The following is a 21522-nucleotide window of genomic DNA, read 5'->3' as shown; positions in this document are numbered from 1 at the left end:
GAAATATCTGAAATTCTAGGTAGGGCAGGTTTAGTTTGCGTTTGCCGTTTTTCGGGACACCCCCTGAAAAAGTGACGGTACGCGAGAATCTCCTTCATTCAGGGTCTTGACATCGTACCGCTGCTCTCTCCATAATGAATAAACGAATAGTATCGTATCATTCCTTTGGACATACAATACCACCGACCATAGCGTACTACCATTCTAGCACCGTTTGGAAAAGATAACCACGACGTAACAATCCTGCCCCGGAAGCAAAACAAGGCCGCCGGGCAAATTCCCGCGGCGGCTTTGTGGTGGATCATTTTCAAACCTCTTGAGCATATCTTCCGTCGGGAATTTTGCTCAAAACCACATAAAGTCTGGTTGGTGCCGAACCTGTGTTCTGAAAAGAGAATTGTTCGTTTCCCTCACAACAGATCGCATCCTCCGCATATACTTCAGTCGCTGCTCCGTCGACGATTATCGTCCCGGAACCTTCCAAAACAAGGATATAAACAACGGTTCCCGGATGCTTATGTGCAGGAAGCTCCTGTCCAGGCATAAAGTGCAAAACAAAGGCCACGCTTTCTCCTTTTTGAAACAATATCCTTTTTGTGAATCTGTCATCTCCAAAATCCCGGACAGCTTCCAATTTCTTTTTTTCCATAAGAGCACCTCCTCGCTTTCATTACACCACAACTAGGAAATCGGTGAAGTGACGTGAATCACAACCATGAATTAATAGCGAAAAATTCGAACCAGTTCGGCGATATACGCAACCAAGGCACACAGGGATACGATTTGCCCGAACATAGCCAGTTCGGGCCGCTGAATCAGGAAAGAAACACAGACAACAATAACTCCGCCCAAAAAGAGTACAAGCTCACCGATCATCCTTCGATCCGGCGTCATTTCCGATAGAAGGACAACGTTTTTCTTCTGCCACTTCGTATGAAAACGGTAAGCCCACCACAAAAAAGGGACAATCTTCGATAAATAGCTCAGCGTTGTGGTTGTAAACCAACCGCATATCAGGAAGAAACCGAACGCCGGAGTTAAGGAAAGCGGGACAGACAAAGAAAATAAATCCTGCCCGCCCCAAATCCATAACAAAACGGCAACAGCCGGGATCAGATTGGCCGCAACGGGAACGGCCCCGCCGGGCGGCTTTCCTTTGCCTTGAACCCTGATGACGAAAAGCGTCATAAGCGCCATTGCGATCATTACGCTTACCAGCGCCATTTTCTCCACCAGTTCGACCTCGAACCAAATTCCGCCAACCTTCAGCCACACGCCCCCCTGAAGCAAACCAATAATCCAATAGGCGTCTTTAGCCGGCTTTTTTCTCGACACGTAGAACATCGGAAGCAATTTAAAACTGTAGGTCACGATCAGCCCTGACATCCAACCGGCCATTCCCAGCCATAAATGCGACATAAACATTCGGTCATAGTGAGAAGATCCCCAACCTGTCCCTATGCTAATTCCCTGCATGACGCCTAAACTTACGACCATGACAAAATTGAGCATACTAGCGGAAACGCCAAATACGAACACATTCCACTTGCGTTTGCGGACCATGGTCATCGCCATATTGAAGACGAACAGAAGAACTCCTATCGCAATCAAGCTTCCGCCGATGGCAATCAAGTCCGAATCTCCCCGGTAAAACCCGATTAACGAGAGAATGAGACCGACCGTATAAAACAAATAATGAACGAATCCGAGTGCGCGGCTGAACAACTTTGTGTTCAAAATGACCTGTATGAGCTGGAAATTGGCTCCCATCGCCATCATGGAAACCCACCCAAGCAGAAACAGATGGGCAAGCATCCACCCTTCCGGTCCCCTTACCTGTCCGGCGGAGGAAAGATTCGGCACCCAATTTATAGCCGCTATCATGCCAATCATGAACATGACAATAGCCGTGGCGAAAAACAGAAAGGTCAATGGAAACACTTGCAGATTGCTCGGTTTTTCCCTGATTGCCGTACTCACGCACATCCTCCCTCCCCCATTTTTGATGCCAAGGTGAATTTAATGCTTGTAATCGTGATACTCTTTTTCCAGCGACCAGCCTGTTTTCAGCCCGAGGATGAACCAGCCGAGCGCAACGATCCCTATAGCGAAGATCGTATCGCCGACAATTCGCAGCCAGTGGAATGTCTGAATCGGCCTTTGCTGTAAAAACTCGGCGGACCTGGCGTACCAGTACCCGTGCTCGACACTCGCCCAAGTTTGAATCAACCCGATCGGCAACAAACTGATGAGCAGCATCAGGACCAAGCCGATATTGATTGCCCAGAATGAAAACGAAAGCAGGCGCGTTTTCCATACCCTGTGATTGGTCAACCCTTTTAGACAGAACAGCATCAAACCGATGCCAAGCATGCCGTAAACCCCAAATAATGCCGCGTGCCCGTGAACGGGGGTAGTGTTCAGGCCTTGCATATAATACAAAGCGATCGGCGGGTTAATAAGGAAGCCGAACAGACCGGCCCCCACGAGGTTCCAGAAAGCGACAGCGACAAAATAATAGATAGGCCATTTATACCCTTTGACCCACGGCTTCGACCGGCTTAATGTCAGGTTCTCATACGCTTCGAAACCGATCAAGACGAGCGGCACGACTTCCAGTGCGCTGAATGTCGCCCCGAAAGCCATGACCCCCATGGGGGTACCGCTAAAGTAAAGATGGTGGAACGTCCCGATGATGCCGCCCGCAAGGAAGATGATCGTGGAGAACAGTACGGACGACGTAGCGGTTCGTGTCCGCAACAGTCCCATACGAGTGAACAGAAAGGCGATGACGACCGTCGCGAATACTTCAAAGAATCCCTCAACCCAAAGATGGACGACCCACCAGCGCCAATACTCGGCCATGGCCAGGTTCGTATGCTGGCCCCACATCAATCCCGGGACGTAAAACATCGGAATCGCCGCGGAGGCAATAAAAAACAGGATAAGCAGGTTCCTGTTTTCGGATGCTTTTCGCAAGGCAGGCCAAATCGATCGCCCCATCATGAAAAGCCACAAAAACAAGCCCACGGTAAGAAACAATTGCCAGAACCGCCCGAGATCGACGTACTCGTAACCCTGGTGGCCGAACCAGAAGTTCGTCACATACTCAAGCTTTTGATTGACGGCCAGCCACTGACCTGCCATCGATCCGACAACGATAATGAGAAGTGCGATGAACAAAAAATTAATGCCGACCCGTTGATATTTTGGTTCGTAGCCTGACACGGCAGGCGCGACAAAAAGGCCGGTTGCGAGCCATGCGGTTGCGATCCAGAAAATCGCCAGCTGCGTATGCCATGTTCTTGCTACGGAATAAGGAAGAATGTCGCTAATTGGAATGCCATAAAAACTGGATCCCTCTACGGCATAGTGAGCTGTGATCGCCCCAAGTCCAACCTGAACGACGACAAGCGCCGCTACTACCCAAAAAAACTTGAGTGTCGCTTTCATCGATGGAGTCGGCGAAAGTGCGAGCAAAGGATCTTTATCCGGGTAATGTTCGGATTCGTGCGATTCCTTGCGTCGCTGTATAGCGAAATACCAAGCCAATGCCCCCACGCCTGCCAACAGCAAAACAAAGCTTACCACCGACCAAACGATCGTCTCTCCCGTCGGCACGTTGTCGATCAAGCTTTCGCTTGGCCAATTGTTCGAATAGGTAATATCGTCACCGGGACGGTTTGTCACCGTTGCCCAAGCGCTCCAGAAAAAGAACGCGTTCAATTCTTTGATTTTTTGCGGATCCGAAACGGTGTTGGTCGGAATGGCGTAATGATCGCGCAATGTTTTCAGTGACGGGTCGCTTCCGAACAGACCCGAATAATGCTGGCTGATCGCCACATACGCTTCGCCGCGGATCGCGGAAATGACCAGATCGCCGCTATTCTTGTCGTATGTATTCGGGCGAATCTCCTGCTTTAATCTTGCCTTTAGTCCTGCTTTTTGTTCTTCCGTGAGTGAATCGAATGGTTTGGAGTACGCTTCCTTTCCCCATCTGTCCAAAATCCATGTTAATTCCCGATGCAGCCAATCGGCCGACCAATCGGGCGCAACATAGGCACCGTGCCCCCAGATGCTGCCGACTTCCTGTCCGCCCATCGCTTGCCAGACGTTTTGCCCATTGCGAATATCGTTGCCGGTGGCGATAACGTTTCCGTCCTTAGTCACCACCCGATCCGGGATCGGAGGCATCTTTTGATAGATTTCTCCCCCGAAGTAAATAAGGACTGCGAAAGATAAAACGATCACTGCGCCCAAGGTGATCCATAACTTTTTCACTTCAGTTCCCTCCTTCGATTTAATTTCAAACCATTAGAAGAAAACGCTTCCATACACAGTATTATAATGCAACCTTCACCATAAAGTAACCCACAATCATCACGCGCCCGTGCTGATCTGTTTTCTCCTATTGACAATTTTATCCGGCTCCACCGAACATCAGCGTAAACGAATAGCTTCCCGGCGCGATTCCGATGCGCAGCCCCTCCGCGATTATTGCGCAACCGTTCACTCCCGCCACACCTTCGCGGAAGCTCCCGTCCCGCCATACGTCAGCGCCCGACTCGCTGACGCGCGCAGGCGCACGTCCGAACGGATCGGCTACGACAAGCTCGGCGGCCATCGCTGGCGGTACGCTGACCGTCAAGCAGATGATGTCCTCGCCGTCGACCCGTTCCCACCTTGAGCTGACCGGTCCGCGTACGGTCGGCACTGTCGCTTCCGCATATGTCAGATCGGCCGGCCAATACGGCTTGATTCGAACAGCGGCAAAACCAGCCGCAAGACGCCGGATGCCGACGATATACTCCTGCAGCAGCCGCACCGGATAGCCGTTCCACGCATGGCAATGCGACTCGATGTCGTCCCAGCCCTCCCACAGCGTTCCGGCCCCCATCTTGATCATGTAGCCCCAGCCGGGATACGACTCGCGGTTGATCAGCCGATACGCCGCCTCCTGCTTTCCGTGCTCGAACAGAAAGCGCAGCAGCGGCAAGGACAGCACCGTTTTGCACACCCACGGCTCGTCAGCCAGTTGCGCGGCAATTGACGCAACATCTTCCGCAGGAACGAGCGACGCCAGTGCGGCGATGGCGGTGACGCCCTGATGCGCCGCTGTCGAACCGGAGCTGTCGCGGTACCGCTTGCGCTCCCGGTCGTAAAGACCGGCGACGATGCTCGCGCGCAGCCGTTCCGCCTGACTCGCATACTTGTCGCGATCCGCCTCCCGGCCAAGCACGGACGCGATTTCGACAAGCGCACGCACGGACTCGTACAGCTTCACGTTCTGCACCGTCAAATAGTCGCCTTGATGATCGACTGTCGGATACGGCCAATCGCTGATATGCCAGCCTTTGTCCAGCGGCACGAGACCGGCATCGTTGCCGGCGATACCCAAATAATAATCGACCATGCGACTGGCCGGCTCCCAGTACCGCGCGAGCGCCCGCTCGTCGCCGTAGTAGTCGTAGAGCTTGCGCAGAAGCGACGTAAAGTGCAAGTCCCACTCCGGAATTTGCAGCTTGAACGCCGGATCGTTCACATTCGACGGGAACACGAACGGGAATGTGCCGTCCTCCAACTGACCGTCGGCAAAGTCGGCCACAACCTTATCCAGCGCGTGGCGGGCATCGAAATTGTACAGCAGCAGCTCCGCCTGCAAATCCGAATCGGCCAAATACTGCGCTTGCTCGCGATGCGGGCAATCGACAATTTGCCCAAGCACATTGTTTTTCTGCGTCTGCATGCTGATGGCATACAGCTCGTTCAACAGCGGCGCGGAGCAGTTGAAGCTCCCTTCGACCGCTAGTCCGGTGCGGGCGGAGACGATCCACAAGTTTGAGCCGGGCACAATCTTCTGCGGATAACCGCTGATCTCCACATAACGGAACGCCTTGTAGGAAAGATCGGGCTGCCACGTCTGCCATCCGTCGCCATTCATCGTATATTCGTCGTAATAATGATCCGAACGTTCGTTGCAGACATTGTGCTTCACGTAGCCCTGCTCGTTCAAATCTTCCGAATACCGCATGCGCACCGTTGCTCCGGAAATGCCGGCAAGCGCCAGCCGCGGCCATCCGGATACAATTTTGCCGGCATCGAATACTTGCCGAAGCCCTTCGCCGCCTTCTCCCTTCACCTGCTGCAGCAACGTCGTCGGCACGATCAATTCGTCAACGGCTCCTTCGGGAATGCGCTGCCATTGCATCGGCCACGATTCCGCCTCCGCCGCCGCTTCGGTCGCCGGCAAACATTTCTCTGAAGCATAACCGACCTGCAGCCATTGCGGCTCCCGCTTGCGCGCATCGACCTGCTCGATCGCGGAGACGCGGCGTTTTTGCTGATAGGGCGTTCCCGGCCGATGCGGCATGTCCCCGAGCGCCTGCCAGCTCGTGTCGGTGCCGAACGATTCGGCTGTGCCGTCCGCATAAACGACTTCCAGCTGCAGGCGGAAGCCCGGCAGGCCGTCGACATAATTTTGTCCGCCCCCGCCGAGGTAGTGCGCGATGGCGGCGATGCAGGTTGCGCCCTGAGTCAGCAGCGCGGTCGCGTCGTAGGCAAGATAAAGCTTGCGCTTCGCCGGAGCGGACGGCGCCGGCAAGCCGAATCCGCCGATGCGAACGCCGTTTACGTATACTTGAGCCGTGTTGTGGGCGGATACGTACAGCTTGGCCAGCGCGACAGGGCCGCGCAGAACGATCTCTTTGCGCAAATAGGCAAAGTCGTTGACGCGCACATCGGAAGAACGCCAAATCCACGACGACCGCCAGTCGCCCGGAAACAAGCCGGTATCGAAACAAGCTGCCTCCGAGCGGACGTTTCGTCCCGTCTCGTCCGTCACGGCCACCATCCACCAATACCGCCTGGAGCCAACAAGCTCGGGTCCGGCATAGTCGGCCGCTAGCTGCTCTCCCGCCAGTTCGCCGCTGTCCCAAACATCGGCGTCTCCCTCCCGCAGCAGCTCCGCTGACGAAGCTACCCACAGGCGCGCTCCTGCAGGTGCGGCTCCCCTTACTGCGCTCTCCAGCCGCCAAGTGAACCGCGGTGCGGAATGATCGATGCCAAGCGGCGACGAATGCCCGTCGACCTGCAGCGCATACGGCCGCAGCCTTTCTCCCGCAGCACTTTGTTGTTTCCCGTTCGATGCAGTCGTATCCATGTCCTCTCCCCTTCGGCAAATAACTTTCCATGGCTGCATTATATTACGGTCACAGCGTTCGATCATACCGGCGATTATGGTATATTTATAGGGTGATTGCATCATCAATGGAGGTGACCGCATGATGCCGGACTTGCAGCCGCGAACGAATCGCGCGCCTTACTGCCTGTATGGAGAACATTATTGGAGGTCTGATGTGCCGATATGCATGACGCGGGAACGCGAATTTTTTTCGCTTCCTCTCCATATGCACGACTTTGTTGAAATCAGTTATGTTGCGGAAGGCAGGGGCTTTCACTATATCGGGGACGAACGGCTGGAAGTTGGAAGGGGCGACTTGTTTCTCATTCCGGTCGGTACGGCACATGTTTACCGTCCCGTTTCCCCGAATCCGGATCACGAGCTGATCGTATACAACTGCTTGTTCGCGCCCGAACTGTTTGACCGGTTGAAGCTGACCTATCCGTTGCCGTTCGCGGCTGACGAGCTAATTGCCGGCTCCTCGGGCTCGTATCGCGCGTTCAAGGACACGCACCACGATATGCGCGGCGCGATGGAGCATTTATACGCCGAGCATATGCTCCGCGAGCCAGGCAGCGAAGCCGCCATGCTTGCGCAGCTCGTCTGTCTGCTGCTTGCGCTGCACCGCAACGAACGATGCCCCGGCGCCGCACCCGCTTCGATCAGCCGGCTGGCGGAAGTGTTCGCCTATCTGGCCGAACATTACAACGAGCCGGTCACCTTGCAGCGGTTGGCCGACATGGTACCGGTCAGCGTCAGCCACCTGCAGCGGTTGTTCAAGCAGACGAAGGGACAATCGTTTACCGAATACTTGCAGAACGTGCGCATCGCCAAAAGCTGCGAGCTGCTGGCGCAAACGCCGGACAGCGTCCGCGATGTTGCCGCCCGTGTGGGGTACCGCGATTTGACTTTTTTTCACGCGCTATTCAAGAAAAAAACCGGCTTATCCCCCAGCCAGTATCGCAAGCATGCACATGCGCACGTCCGGCAATTGAGCGAAATAAATCAACGGGTGTGATCAGCCCCTGCTGACGTACCCGGTTGTGTTATGGTCTGACGATCTGCTCCGCTTAAGAAGTGCTGCCGCTAACAGAAATGCCCCCCACCCTGCCACAAGAGACAACCCGATTCCTAACGGTTTGAACAATAAGTGAGAAGTAACGGTCATTGGAAGCATGGCAAGAATGACAATGGCATTTTGCCTTCCCATCGTCCACAGGCTTTTTCTTGCTTCATATGCTACGAATACACCTACCATTGGAAAAAAAGCAGTCGCCCCCTTCATCTCCCCCTTAAGCCACACAAGCGCGAGGATCAGGAGCATGACCATAGGCAACTTCAACAAAATCGGCATCTGCGAACGATGTCCGGGTTCTTCCCTGGGGGGCATCATTCGTAAAAGGATGAGGGCAAATAGAAACACAAGTACGGAGCTGATCCAGAATAATTTTTCGCTAATCGGCACTGTACTTGCAAGAATCCACCCCATAAGACAATACCCGACAGCCGAAAGGACGATGGAGGCAATAATCGGCATGTTCCACCTCAAGTAAAGAACTCTGACTGCTTGCATAAACAGAAACATGAAAATCATGGCCAAGTTGTGCACCGCATTGATTTGCACGCCGACAGATAGTGAAGCGAACGTAAAAGGAAAGGGTAGGCTTAGCATCAGTGCTTTCCATTTGGGGTGAAATAAGTATGACGAAAGGAGTGCTTGTGTAGAGACAACGATCACCAGAGTGAAATCCCAACTATTCATCATCTATGGAGTGGAATTTCCCGGCCTTCGAAAAACACTTTTCTTACATTCATATTCTCGGAAACGATAAGTACATTGGCGATCTTCCCTTTTTCCACACTTCCCACTTGTCGATCAACGCCAAGCAATTTTGCCGGATTGAGCGATGACATTTTAAATAAATCCACCCAACTTGCGCCCGTATGGTTCCGCATATTTCGAACGGCTTGATTCATGGTAAGCAGACTTCCCGCCAGCATCCAATCATCGCCTTGAACGGGAGAAAGCTTATTCGTTCGAACCAACCGGATATCGCTGGCTTGCTCCATCATTCCGGCCTGGTCTGCGGCATCCGTAATGATAATCACTTTATCCGCCCCTTTCGTTTTCAAAATCAGTTTCAGCATAAGGGGGCGTACATGGCACCCCTCTTTGTCGGGAATCACTTCCGCATATATATCGTCACTAACCAGTACCGTTTCGTCGACCCCCATTTCACGGGTTCCGGCGAATCGGGAAGGCGAAGGCGTTGTGCCTGTTGCATTCGTACAGTGACAACCTACTTTTAAACCTTTCGGAATACAAGCGAGAATCGTTTCCGCTTCGGCTTCGGAATGACCGACCGAGAAGACGATTCCATATGGGGATGCTTCGTCCATAAATTCCTGTTGTCCTTCCAATTCCGGAGCAAGTGTCCAAAGTTTAATATGATCCCCGGCTAATCGTAAGTATTGTTTGTATTCGGAAGGGTCTACCGATCGAATCGGCGATGTTATGGCACCGTATTTTTTGTTAATAAACGGACCTTCCAGGTGGACGCCCATTAGGACGGAACCTGGATTTCTTGTTCTCTCCTCAATAATTTTTTGAAGGCCCTCCGCAATTTCATCCCTTGTTTGAAGAAAGCCAATCGTTGCCAATATTCCTGTCGTCCCGAATTTTAAATGGCTCCTCGCAAACTCATAAGGTTGCTGGAATGCCCAGTACCCCCCGCCTCCGTGACAATGAATATCAATAAAACCAGGGGTGACATATTCGCCGGCTGCATCGATAACTTCCGCATGACCAGGTGAATGCACCGCCTCTTCCGGACCACAATCAACAATCATGCCATTTTCAATCCATACCTTGCCTTTGTTGATCAAATGGGTAGGGGTAACGATTGTCGCGTTAACAATTAATTTTGTACTCATGCTTTCCTCCCGCGAGTCGAGTTGTCTGGACTGGCCATATAATAAGTGCCAGTGTTCTCGTATCTTCCGAAAACACTAGCACTTAAACTTCCTTATTCGCCGTAAACTTCAAACTCCCGGCTCGAGCCCCACTGACCGCCGCTCGCGCCGGTCACCGTCATACGCACGTATTTGTACGTACCGCTGACGGAATCCGTGATCGCGGGCCCCGTCACGGCCGTCGTCGTATGATCGGCGAGCATCACCCAGCCCGTCGTGCCGTTCGGCGAGCCTTCGAGCTTGTAATTATACGTGCCGCTGACATCGGTAAACGTTTGCTTAATGGCGCTAAGCGCGTAAGGAACGCCGAGGTTGACGGTCAACGTCTGCGGCATCGTGCCGTTGCTGGCGATCCACCGCGTCGCCGGGTCGCCGTCCACCGCCTTCGAGCCGACATAGGACGCCCCCGCATTAGTCGAAACGGTAACGGTTTTGCCAAGTGCAACGTTCGGCATGCCGTATATCTCGAACTCGTCGCTTGATCCCCACTGACCGCCGCTTGCGCCTGTAAAGGTCATGCGTACGTAGCGGTATAAGCCGCCAAACGAATCTGTCACGGTTGGTCCCGACACAGCCGTTGACGTATGGTCGGCCAGCATCGTCCAGCCCGTCGCGCCGTCAAGCGAACCTTCGAGTTTGAAGTTGTATGTGCCGCTGACGTCGGTGAACGTTTGCCTGGATCCCGTTAGCGAATAGACGCTGCCGAGATCGACGGTCAACGTTTGCGGCATGGAGGACCCGCTTGCAATCCAGGTCGTGCCGTAATCGCCGTCTACGGCTTTCGAAGCGACGTACGAAGCCCCGGCGTCCGACGAAGCCGTAGCCGTTTTGCCTTGGGCAATGTTCACCCGGGCATATTTATCCCGCAAATAAGTTTCGACGGTACCACGATCGGTATCCGACAATGCCGACTTGTAGACGATGACTTCCGGCACGTCGCCATTCGGGTTCATGGAGAAGCCGGGCGTCGGATAGCCCGTCTCCAGGCCGCTCGCCGAACCGATTAACGCGCCGTTCCGATACAACCACGCCGAGCCGCCGCTGTACTTGTAAGTAAAAACTTGGGTGACGCCGGTCTGGATTTGCCCGCTTGTCGTGACAATCCGCGAATCCCCGTCCGGTCCGGCGTACAACGTACCGTTCGCCGAAGCGCGAAACGCTGCAGCCCCCCAGCCGCCGGCTCCGCCAATCGCCTGGTTGTAATCGACGAGCGCCGCCGGCTTCAGCACGAACGTCATCGTAAAGTCGCGCATGTCGATGTCGACGAAGTCATGGGCAATGAGCGACTGCGTGCCGTCGAAGCGCAGGGCCGGCTTGCCGTTCAGCGCGTTTGCGACCCACAGTGGCATCGCGGAGGAATCGAGCACTTCCGCGTCCGCGCCGGTACCTGAATAATCGGCCCAGCGACTGACGCGGTCGCTGCCATTTTTGGTGACGCCCGCATCGGCCTTGAGCCACAAGCCGAGATTCGCCGTCGGGATGAAGCCGCCGGGCGGCGACGCTGGCGCAACTGGCGTCGTGTAGTCGGGCGCGGCTCCACCGCTGACGATATCGTCGTACGCCGAAGTTAAGCCGGCGCGGGCGATGATGTCAAGCGCCGCCTGCGGCCAGTTGGCCGTTGCGTACAGCAGGCTGTTGCGAAGCTCGATTTTGGACGGATTGGAGTTCGACGTTAATGTATCGGTTACATAATTGACATCGACCAATACCTTGAACGGGCTGTTGTTGTTATTGAATTTGTACGTGTAATCCGCGTAATCGTAGACATTGTCAAGCACGTTGCGGGCGCTGAGGTAATACCCGCTCCCTGTGTCGTGATACAGCATGCCGATATAGTTGGCGCCCGGATTCGTCGATGCGGTGTCCATATGCAAATAATTTTCATACAACACACCGTAATCGGTCGACGATCCTTTCGTATAGATGCCGCCGCCGTCGTTCAACTCCTGCATCGCGTTTGCGACCTCGTTGCCGCGCACGATCATCTGTTTCATCACATTCGAGGCATCGGTCGCATGCCCGCCGATATGAATGCCGTCGAACGGCGCGCCTTCGATTAGATTATGCTCGATAACCGTGCCGACGCCGTAGCCGACCGCAAGCGGAACAGCGCCTTGGTACTCGCGTGCCGTGTCGACGAAATAATTGTTCCCGACAAGGTCGTTTACGTTCAAATCCCGGGTGTCTGTCGGATTGTAGCCCCCATGCGGCGCCGAAATCGAAGGTTGAAACCGGGCCAGCTGCAGGCCGCTGCCGGCGATTTGCTTGAACACATTGCCGACGATCCGGGTGTTTTCCGTCCCGTACTCGACATCCAGCCCAACCGCCCCCATCAACTCGAACGTATTGCGTTCGAATGTAATGTCGTGCGCGGCCGCTACGCTGACTCCCCCGGGCGGACGGTTAACGTCGCCAATGTTGGCTCCTTGGAGATATTGGAAAAATTGATAGCCGACATAGCCGTTTGCGGTCGTGTTCATCCAGGTGGCGTGACGGAAATGGATGCCGTAGAAGACGAGATTCTTCACTGGATCGTCAAGCGTTCCTTGCACGGATACGACGGTTTCCAATGTAGGCACGACGACGGAAACCGAGCCGTTCGTCATGTTTTCGCCCGTGCGCGGCTTGTAGTACAGCGTATAGGGGCTGGTCGACTTGTCCAAGTACCACTCCCCTTCCGCGTCGATAAACTCGTACGCATTCTCCCAATAATACTGATTGGCGGCGGGCATGCCTATGCCTAGCCAAGCGTTGGTCCAATAAAAGTATTTGTCCGCCTCCGGATTCTGGAACTTCAAATACGCATAGGTAGCGTCGGTCGTATAGGAGGATAACCGCAGCTTATCGTTCGTCCAGCCCATGTAGTTGTTAAACTCGACATCGGTGAGATTGTTCCAGGCGGTAATTTGCGACTTGTTGATTTTTATCTTCTTGTTGGTCGTATCGAAGGCGGCAATCGTGTTCTTCGTATTGCCGTTCGGCGTTCGCGCGCGAATGGCCGGCGCATCGTTGATGTACAGCTGGCGGAAATCGAGCGAGCCTACGGTCGTTTTGTAAATATTCGCTCCTGAATCGTACAGCGTCCAGGAAGACGTGATGGCTGTTCCGCCGCTAACGATGGGAATTTGCCCCGAATAATTGACGTACTTGATGCTGTAGCCGTCTTTGCCGGAATCGGACGAATCGAACGCCAATGTCGACGTCTGGGTATACGTACCGCCCATCAAGTAGACGAGAATGTCGCCCGTTTGCGTCACATAGTTGGCGCGGATATAATCCCGCGCTTTGGCGATCGTTTGCCAAGCCGCACCCGTGGACAGCCCGTTGTTGTTGTCGCTGCCCGCGGACGGGTCCACGTAGAACGTCGCTTGCACTGCCGCGAATGCCGTTTGCGGCTGCACGTACGCGAAGAAGCCGGTCGCCAGCATCCCGGCCATCCACATCATTGCCAATCGTCTCCAGCTACTGCCTTTCACGATTCGTCTCATCAAACTTCCTCTCCTTCGTTTGATATGTGTTAATGCAACCGTCACGAGCACGCCCTAGCATTTGCAATACGCCGTCCTCTCCAGCATCTCCCAGTCGAACGCATAACCTATGCCCGGAACGGAAGGAGGCGCGATGAACCCTTCCGCATCCACCGGCTGCCAGAACGACACCGGATCGAGATCGGACACCAATACTTCGAAAAACGTATTGTTCGGAATCGCGCAAGCCAGATGAACGTTCGCCCAATCGCCGGCATGAATTTCTGCCTTCATGCCGAAGCCGTCGGCCAGATGGGCAATGCGAAGCGCGCCCGTAATGCCCCCTTTCAGGAACGTCCCGGTGCGGATCATGTCGCAAGCTCCTTGCACGATAAAATCGGCGGCATTGTAATGACAACCGTCCGAAGTTTCCGCCGCGAGCACCGGAATGTCGAGCTCGTCGCAAAGCTTTTTGTAATTCCAAATGTTGAATTCCCGCATCGGTTCTTCGTACCAATAATAATTCGCTTCCTGAAGCGCCTTCCCGAGGTAAGTGGCATCACGCAGGTCGAAGCCGGCCGAACCGTCATACATCAATGTGATGTCGTCGCCCACGTGCCTGCGCAGGTCTTGGCACAGCTTCGCATCGAGCCGCGCGTCTCCCCAAGCATGCAGCTTGATCGCCCGGATGCCCCGATCCAAACACGCGTCCGCAACATGCAGAAACTGCTCGGTCGTGTCATAGGTGACGGTCGACGCATATGCCCGCACTTTGTCGGAGTTGCCGCCGATCAGCTGATAAAGCGGCATATTCGCCTTTTTGGCCGTGATATCCCATAGCGCGACGTCGATCATGCCCATGTACATGATCTGCAGCTCCTCGATTCGGTCGATCTCCCAAATATCCCGCCAAAGCTTTTCCTTCAACAGCGGATCTTGGCCGATCAGAAGCGCCTTCAGCCGGCGCTCAAAATAATCGACCGTCATCCGGCCGCGTTGGGTGACGGCGATGCCGTCGATTCCTTCATCGGTCATGATGCGGATGACGCCGACTTCACGCTCCGTCCCGGAGCCGGGCAGCCCGTTGCGCCAGCGGAACGGTTTCTCGATCGGCTGCTTCAAGCCATAACACTTCACGTCGGTAATAATCATCGTTTCTCCTCCAGCTCACAAAGAAGCTTGTCTATGACTTGCTCGCAACCGCCAACTCGTGGTTACTGTTGCCGGCTTGGCAGCTTCCGCACTGCCGCCTCAATGCTGACGATCTCGATCCATTGCTCGACGCCAGGACCGCGATTGCCGTTAAACAAGACGATATCGTTCCAGCCCTCCTGAATCGCAGCCGCCTCGAAACGGAATTCGTACGCAATGTTGCCTTCCGCATGCAAGACGTAATCGCCGACCGGAAACGGCAACCGGTCCGTCTCGGAAGCCGCGAACGTCGGCCACGAGCCGTTGAAGCTGACGCCGAGCAGCGGCCGCTCCGCCATCCGGCTAACGACCACTTGCACAACGAGCTCGCGCTTGGTGCCGTCGTCCGGCTCCGCGCACATCGGCAGCCGGAACGAGCGCCGCCATTCCGGCTTCAGCAGCGCCGGCAGCTGCTCCGTGGCATCGAACGGATACAGCGAAGTCGGGTAGAAGCGCGGCGCGTCGATCACCGTCGAGAACGCATACAGCTTATCCCGCCCGCGCAGGGAATCGAGCGATTCGGCCATGCGCAGCAAGCCGTAATGAGATGACGAGCCCGGTTCGCGCGCCTGATCGGTCGTGAAGAAATTGAACCATTCGATCCCGTCCGCGCCGAGCGTCAACTTGCCGGCGGCGTTGCCGGCCATCGCCTCGGCGGACGCCGACACGCGCCTGCCCCCGGTGCGTCCGTCCTCCGTACGCACCTGAATCCAGTTCACGTGATTCTCGACCACACCGTAGACGGCAACGCGGTCGCCGAATTCACGCCGCAGCTCGTCGTGCGGCACGTCCCACGTCGTCTGCAGGAAACCGCCGACGGCAATCCAATCGAACCAGCCGCGCGCGATCCAGCCTTGGACGTCGACGCCGATCGCCGCCATCATCCGCCAGTTGCCCGGCAGGCGCAGCCCAAGCGGAAACGGCTTGCCGGTTTCCCGTGCGCGCTTCTCCGTCAAGGCGCGAATGCTGCCTACCCACTCCGCAAGCTCCCGCCTCGTCTCCGCGGATGCATCCGGCTCCAAGGCGAGCGGATTGCGCAGCCAATCGAGCTCCAATCCTTCGAAATCGTAGTCCTCCACCGCTTCACGAATGAAGCCGAACATGAAGTCGCGCACCTCGCGCCGGCCGTAATCGAGGCCGTGCGTACTGCGTTCGTGCGTAATGCCCGGCGCATAAGCGCTTCGACTGAGCCGCATGTCGTCCTGCAAATAAATCGGCGCGTTGAAGAAACTTGCCTCGCGTTCGAGGAAGCCGTGCATATCGTTCATACGGATCGACACCCACGGCGCAATGCCGTGCAAACGGCAAGCCCGGCTCGTCTCGGCGAGCCAATCGGTCCCTTCGTCGATCAAGTCGAGATAACGGTTGTAGAACGCCGCCCAATTGTCCAACACCCGCTCCGTGCGTTCGGAGCCGTCATCCGATAAGCCCGCATTGGGCAAGTGGCCGCGGAAGTATTCGCGGTCGCCTCTGCGATAGCCTTCCAGAATCGTCGGCATCGTCCGGCTCGGATACCATGCCCGCTGCGTACACGAATTGATGAGAAACGTATCGACGCCGCCCGCAGCCAGTTGTTCGATAAAGCGATGAATCGCTTTCGCCGAATATGGCCCGCCTTCCGGCTGCCACTGCTCCGGATTGTAGAAATACGTACACGTGTCGCCATTGAACAAATTGCGTCCGCGCAGCGCATCTTTTCCCATTGTCTTCTCCCTTTCGCCTTATCCTTTGAGCGAACCGACCATGACGCCTTTGACGAAATACTTCTGCAGGAACGGATACACGAGCACGATCGGCGCGATGGCCACGATGATCGTCGCCGCTTTCACCGACTGGTTCGACACCTGGCTCGTGATCTGGATGTACGTGCCGGTGTTGGTCGGATCGAGGCGGTCCTGGTTGAAAATTTTTTGCACGAGCAGCTGCAGCACGTAATCGCTCTTCTCCCGCAAATAAATCATCGCGTCGAACCAGGCGTTCCAATGAGCCACCGCCGCCCAGAGCGCGATGACCGCCACGATCGGCATCGACAGCGGGAAGATGATGCGGAACGCCACCTGTACCGGATTGGCGCCGTCGATCAGAGCCGATTCCTCGAGCTCCTTCGGAAACGACATCAGGAAATTGCGCGCCAGAATGATGTACCAGGCATTCGCCAGCGACGGCAGGATGAGCGACCATAACGAGCCGATCAGGCCGAGCCACTTGACCGTCATATACATCGGAATAAGGCCGCCGCTGAAGAAGATCGTAAACAGCATGATCAGCGTAACGCCATTGCGGAAAGGCAAATCGCGGCGCGACAGCGCAAAGGCGGCGCACATGGAAACCAGCACCGTAAGCGCCGTGCCGACGACCGTCCGAATGATCGTGTTGGCGTATGCCGAGTAGATCACGTCGTTATGGAACAGCTGCTTGTAAGAATATAGGTTGATGCCTTCCGCCCACAGCCGAAGGCCGAGTTTGTCGACGAATTGCGGCGCGGTCATGGACAGCGTCAGCAAATTCCAGAACGGATAAAGGAAGAGCAGCGACAAGACGATCATGAACGCATAGTTGAACAGATCGAAAGCGATATCGCCCGCGCTTTTGCGGCCGGCCATGTTCATTGTTCGATCCCTCCGCTCACCAGATTCCGTATTCGTTGAACCGTTTGACGATATAGTTGGCCGATGCGACGAGCACGAGCGCCACCACGTTTTTGAACAGGCCGACTGCCGTGGAAAACCCGTATTTCGTCTCCAGCAGACCGGCGCGGTACACATAGGTATCGATAACGTCGGCTACTCTGTACACCGCCGGGTTGTACAGGTTGAAGATTTGATCGAAGCCCGCGTTCATAATGCCGCCGAGGCTGAGAATAAACAGTACGGTCATGATCGGCACAAGCGAAGGCAGCGTAATGTAGCGCATCTGCTGGAGCCGACTGGCCCCGTCGATGCGCGCCGACTCGTATTGATCCTGGTCGATGCCGGCGATCGCCGCCAAATAGACGACGCTGCCCCAGCCGACGCTTTGCCACACATGACTGACGACGAGCACGCCTACGAAATAACCCGGATCGGCCAAGAAGTGCACCGTATGGCCGCCGAATAGCCGGATCACGTAATTGAGCGCCCCGCGCGAAGGAGACAGCAGCTCGAGCATGATGCCCGAGAGAATGACCCATGACATGAAGTGCGGCAAATACGAAATCGTTTGCGCGATTTTCTTGAACCTGCGGCTCGTCAGCTCGTTGAACAGCAGCGCCAGCACGATCGGCGCCGGAAAGCCGAACAGCAGATGAAGACCGCTAATGATTAAGGTGTTGCGCAAGATACGCCAGAAAAACAGGTCGTTGAAAAATTGCTTGAAATACTCAAAGCCGACCCACGGGCTGCCGAGAATGCCGTCGGCGAACCGGTAATTTTTGAAGGCCAGCACGATGCCGTACATCGGCACATAGCTGAATATCAGAAAGCAAATCAGCGCCGGGGCAAGCATCAAATAATAAAAGCCGTATTTGCCCAGCCTTGCGCCCAAGCGCTTCCTGCTCGTCTTCTCGCCGTTCCACTTGGCATGAAGCGCCGCATCGTTCATCTGGAGATCTCCCTTCGGCTCCCGGATTACGGCCGGAAGCGGCGGCAAAAGGCGATCCGCGCAGCCCGTATTGCGAGAGACCGCCCGGATCGCCATCGCCAATTGCCTTAGGCCAAATCAGTTATTTCTTATTCGAAGCGTCGTACAGCTTCTGGTATTCGTCGAGAATCGCTTTGCCGCCGGCGTCAAGGTATTTCTTTTTGTAGGCTTCCCATTCTTTGTCGATATCGAGCTTGCCGCCGATCGCGTTCGTTTCGAATTCGGTGACGACCGTAGCGACGGCCGTACCGTTCTTGGCGAGCGCTTCATTCGTGCCGCTGAATGTAAAGTTGACGTTGCTGTACTTGATAGGCGCCGCCATCGCTACATCGTAAGCCGGCATGTCGGTTTTGTAGATCAGGTTCTTCTTGGCGAAATCCCAGTTGACCGGGCGCAAGCCATAGAAACCGCCGATGCCTTCCGAGATGACTTTGTCCACGACCAGGTAATCGGCCGCCACTTTCACGATGCCGTCGGCGTCACGCGTATAACCTTTGCCTTCCGCGCCGTAGTAGGTTTGCATGTAGAACTTCTCGTCGCTGACAAGCGCGTCCTTGATCGCCATGATGCGCTCCATCTTTTCGTCGCTCGTGTTTTTGCCGAAGCCGAAACCGAACATGACGGAAGGGAACGTGATGTTGCTGGTGCCGCTGGATCCGTCCGGACCTTTGAACGGCTTGAAAAATTCGATTTTGGCATTCGGATTTTTATCCGTAACCATTTTCGTTACGCCGCCGACGGTCGACATCGCGAACCACCACGGATGATCGGCCAGGACGCCGAACTTGCCGTCCGCCCATTTGGCGCGCTGCTGCGGACGCTGATCGGTGAGCGATTCCGGATCGATAATGCCTTCCTTAATCCACGCCTGCATCGTTTTCAGATACGCCTTGTAGTTGTCAGAGATCGGCATGGCGGCGACTTTGCCGTCCTTATCCGCGTAGAAGTTGGAGTTTCCGATCGCTTCGACCGGATAGTTCGGCTGACCGAGCCCGTAAGCGCCGCGCAAATAAATTTGTGTGCCGTTGACGCCGTAGCCGTGCGTGCCATAGGTGTCGTTCTTGCCGTTCTTGTCCGGATCGTTAAACGTAAACCGCTTCAGCACTTCATGGTACTCTTCGATCGTTTCCGGCATTTTCGAAATGCCGACGTTGTCCAGCCAATCCTTGCGAATGCCCATGACCCACGGCTGTGTCGAGGCGTAATTGAACTGCGGCACGCTGTAAATTTTGCCCTTGTACATCATCGTCGTCTTGACGATGGCCGGGTCGAGCATGCCCTCGATCGTCTTCATCCAGTTCGGCATCAGCTTGCGCAGCTTATCCTCCGGGATTTCGCGGAGCAGCCCTTGGTCCATCAGCATTCTGCCCTCTACCGGATTCACCGCGATATAATCGGCCGTTTTGCCGTCGGCGAAGTACAGATTAACCTGTTCTTTGTTAAAAATGTCCATCACAACTTGGTTGATCTTGACGTTGAACTTTTCCTCGATCGCTTTTTTCGTCGGATTGTCGAGCTTATCGAACGCTTTGCCCGGCGTGCTGCTGCCGATCCACGTAATTTCGAGCTGCTTGGCGAACGGATTCGCCGATGCCGATGCCGATGCTGCCGGAGATGCGCTCGGGCTGGCAGCCGAGCCTTTGTCCTTGCCCCCGCTGCAGCCGGCGAGCAAGGTGCCGGTTACCGCCGCAAGTGCCACCAGTTTGCCCGCGTAACCGATAAACGCTCCATTACGATGATTCATACCGATTCACTCCTTCGTCTTTTGCCCCTCATAATTTCAATATATTGCTAAATCCAATCAGCCTTCGGCGACACTGAAATAAACCGTTCAATTTTTACATTTAGCTAGCCATTTCAGTGATCACACCCTCATTATAGGGAACCTTAGGGCTAGCGTCATCCAATTGAATTGTGATAAAATTTCAATATATTGCTCACCTGCTCGGCTTTCTTCCAAGAATAGGAGGCTAACGATGAAAACGTTTTTAAAAAACGTGCGCGACCTGGGCGAGCGCTCCGTCGCCATTAACCTGACGCCGGGCCCTGCCGCCAAGTCGCTGCCATACCAGCTGCAGGCCGTCGGCCATTTCTACGCCAAGGCGAACTATTTCACCGAACGCAAATACCTCGATTCGTTCCAGGTCATTCACACGTTGTACGGTCAAGGACATCTTCACTATCGCAATCGCGATTACGACGTGATGCCCGGCGACTTGATCTTCATCGACTGCAACGAGCTGCATATATACGATGTCGGCCGCTACGGACATTGGGAGAAGCTGTGGGCGCATTTCATCGGCCCCGGCTGCCGGACTTACTTCGAAGCCGCGATGCGCCAAGGCGGGCCGGTTATGAAAGCGGCACCCGATTCCGTCGTGCCGGCAAGCTTGCGGCAGCTGCTGCAGCTTGCCGCCGAACCGGGCCGGTTATCCGAGCTGCGCTGCCAGAAGCTGATCGTCGACATCATGACCGAGCTGGCCACCGCAGGCGCGACCGAGGACTGGAACGCTCCCATAGCATCGGAAGCCGTCCGGCGCGTCGTTGCCCGTATCGAAGGCGATTACGACAAACCGCTGACGTTAGACGAGCTCGCGCGGGAAATGTCGGCCAGCAAATACCACATGATCCGTGAATTCAAGAAACATACCGGGCAAACGCCGCACGACTATTTGCTGACCCTGCGACTCAGCGCCGCCAAAAATTTGCTGAAATACGCCGATCTTTCCGTTCACGAGGTCGCCGGCCAAGTCGGCTTCGACAACCCGTCGCACTTCATCACGTCCTTCAAGAAACAGGAAGGCGTAACGCCTCTCGCTTACCGCAAAAGGTGGAGCAGTCCGTAGGCCGGCTTCGCGATTGTCCTAATCATAGGGCCGACAATGCGCAAAAGCTATTCCCTCGTTGATGATACCGATGTACTTTCCGATGATAAACGCCAGAAACAACCCCGCAACGTGAGGCTTGTGCTTGAAGCAAACGCAGGCAATTTGCAGGGACCCCGTAAATCTATTCATGCTATCATGCTGAAAAGGGCGGATTCGAAAGAGGCATGGCGAAGAAATCGAAGAGGTGTCGAACACAAGCGGCAAC

At 55.2% G+C, this 21522-nt stretch carries 14 protein-coding genes; 2 read left to right on the top strand and 12 right to left on the bottom strand.

Translation table 11 applies throughout. The features are described 5' to 3' along the window. Nucleotides 1-307: 307 nt before the first annotated feature. The 4 genes from EXY20_RS08620 to EXY20_RS08605 all read right to left on the bottom strand — a co-directional run bounded on the left by EXY20_RS08620 (nucleotide 308) and on the right by EXY20_RS08605 (nucleotide 7159). Nucleotides 308-649: a cupin domain-containing protein gene (locus EXY20_RS08620; protein WP_135549749.1), complete on the bottom strand. Its 342-nt coding sequence runs from the start codon at nucleotides 647-649 to the stop codon at nucleotides 308-310. A 71-nt stretch (nucleotides 650-720) separates the two neighbouring features. Continuing rightward, nucleotides 721-1980: a hypothetical protein gene (locus EXY20_RS08615; RefSeq protein WP_135549747.1), complete on the bottom strand. Its 1260-nt coding sequence runs from the start codon at nucleotides 1978-1980 to the stop codon at nucleotides 721-723. Between the two features lie 39 nt (nucleotides 1981-2019). Then, a complete protein-coding gene (locus EXY20_RS08610; protein WP_235885430.1) occupies nucleotides 2020-4281 on the bottom strand; it encodes a nitric-oxide reductase large subunit in 2262 nt (753 codons plus the stop codon). Nucleotides 4282-4420: 139 nt separating this feature from the next. Continuing rightward, nucleotides 4421-7159, bottom strand: coding sequence for an alpha-L-rhamnosidase (locus EXY20_RS08605; RefSeq protein WP_167859093.1), 2739 nt, complete (start codon nucleotides 7157-7159; stop codon nucleotides 4421-4423). Between the two features lie 121 nt (nucleotides 7160-7280). On the opposite strand from EXY20_RS08605, the gene EXY20_RS08600 reads away from it, so the two are divergent. Beyond that, nucleotides 7281-8198: an AraC family transcriptional regulator gene (locus tag EXY20_RS08600; protein ID WP_135549743.1), complete on the top strand. Its 918-nt coding sequence runs from the start codon at nucleotides 7281-7283 to the stop codon at nucleotides 8196-8198. Here the strand turns inward: EXY20_RS08600 and EXY20_RS08595 are convergent, their stop codons facing one another. The 8 genes from EXY20_RS08595 to EXY20_RS08560 form a co-directional block, all read right to left on the bottom strand. Continuing rightward, on the bottom strand, nucleotides 8199-8945 hold the full coding sequence (locus tag EXY20_RS08595; protein WP_135549741.1) for a hypothetical protein: 747 nt from the start codon (nucleotides 8943-8945) through the stop codon (nucleotides 8199-8201). Then, a complete protein-coding gene (gene nagA / locus EXY20_RS08590; protein WP_135549739.1) occupies nucleotides 8942-10114 on the bottom strand; it encodes an N-acetylglucosamine-6-phosphate deacetylase in 1173 nt (390 codons plus the stop codon). The genes EXY20_RS08595 and nagA overlap by 4 nt, the downstream gene beginning before the upstream one ends. Before the next feature lie 92 nt (nucleotides 10115-10206). Further along, nucleotides 10207-13641, bottom strand: coding sequence for a discoidin domain-containing protein (locus tag EXY20_RS08585; protein WP_135549737.1), 3435 nt, complete (start codon nucleotides 13639-13641; stop codon nucleotides 10207-10209). A 54-nt stretch (nucleotides 13642-13695) separates the two neighbouring features. Continuing rightward, a complete protein-coding gene (locus EXY20_RS08580; protein ID WP_135549735.1) occupies nucleotides 13696-14772 on the bottom strand; it encodes an enolase C-terminal domain-like protein in 1077 nt (358 codons plus the stop codon). A 62-nt stretch (nucleotides 14773-14834) separates the two neighbouring features. Next, nucleotides 14835-16514: an alpha-amylase family protein gene (locus EXY20_RS08575; protein ID WP_135549733.1), complete on the bottom strand. Its 1680-nt coding sequence runs from the start codon at nucleotides 16512-16514 to the stop codon at nucleotides 14835-14837. Between the two features lie 18 nt (nucleotides 16515-16532). After that, the gene (locus tag EXY20_RS08570) at nucleotides 16533-17420 is read right to left on the bottom strand and encodes a carbohydrate ABC transporter permease (RefSeq protein WP_135549731.1); all 888 of its coding nucleotides are present in this window, start codon (nucleotides 17418-17420) and stop codon (nucleotides 16533-16535) included. Nucleotides 17421-17436: 16 nt separating this feature from the next. Next, on the bottom strand, nucleotides 17437-18390 hold the full coding sequence (locus tag EXY20_RS08565) for an ABC transporter permease (RefSeq protein WP_135549729.1): 954 nt from the start codon (nucleotides 18388-18390) through the stop codon (nucleotides 17437-17439). Between the two features lie 121 nt (nucleotides 18391-18511). Continuing rightward, nucleotides 18512-20173 (bottom strand): DUF3502 domain-containing protein, encoded by a 1662-nt coding sequence (locus tag EXY20_RS08560; RefSeq protein ID WP_135549727.1) that lies wholly within the window; start codon nucleotides 20171-20173, stop codon nucleotides 18512-18514. Nucleotides 20174-20405: 232 nt separating this feature from the next. On the opposite strand from EXY20_RS08560, the gene EXY20_RS08555 reads away from it, so the two are divergent. Then, nucleotides 20406-21275, top strand: a complete 870-nt coding sequence (locus EXY20_RS08555) for an AraC family transcriptional regulator (RefSeq protein ID WP_135549725.1) — start codon at nucleotides 20406-20408, stop codon at nucleotides 21273-21275. The last annotated feature ends 247 nt before the right edge of the window (nucleotides 21276-21522 follow it).

Origin of the sequence: Paenibacillus cymbidii, assembly GCF_004764705.1 — a bacterium.
Classification (GTDB): Bacteria; Bacillota; Bacilli; order Paenibacillales; family NBRC-103111; genus Paenibacillus_AN; species Paenibacillus_AN cymbidii.
Note: the sequence above shows the minus strand (reverse complement) of the source record. Positions and strands in the feature narration are given on the sequence as shown.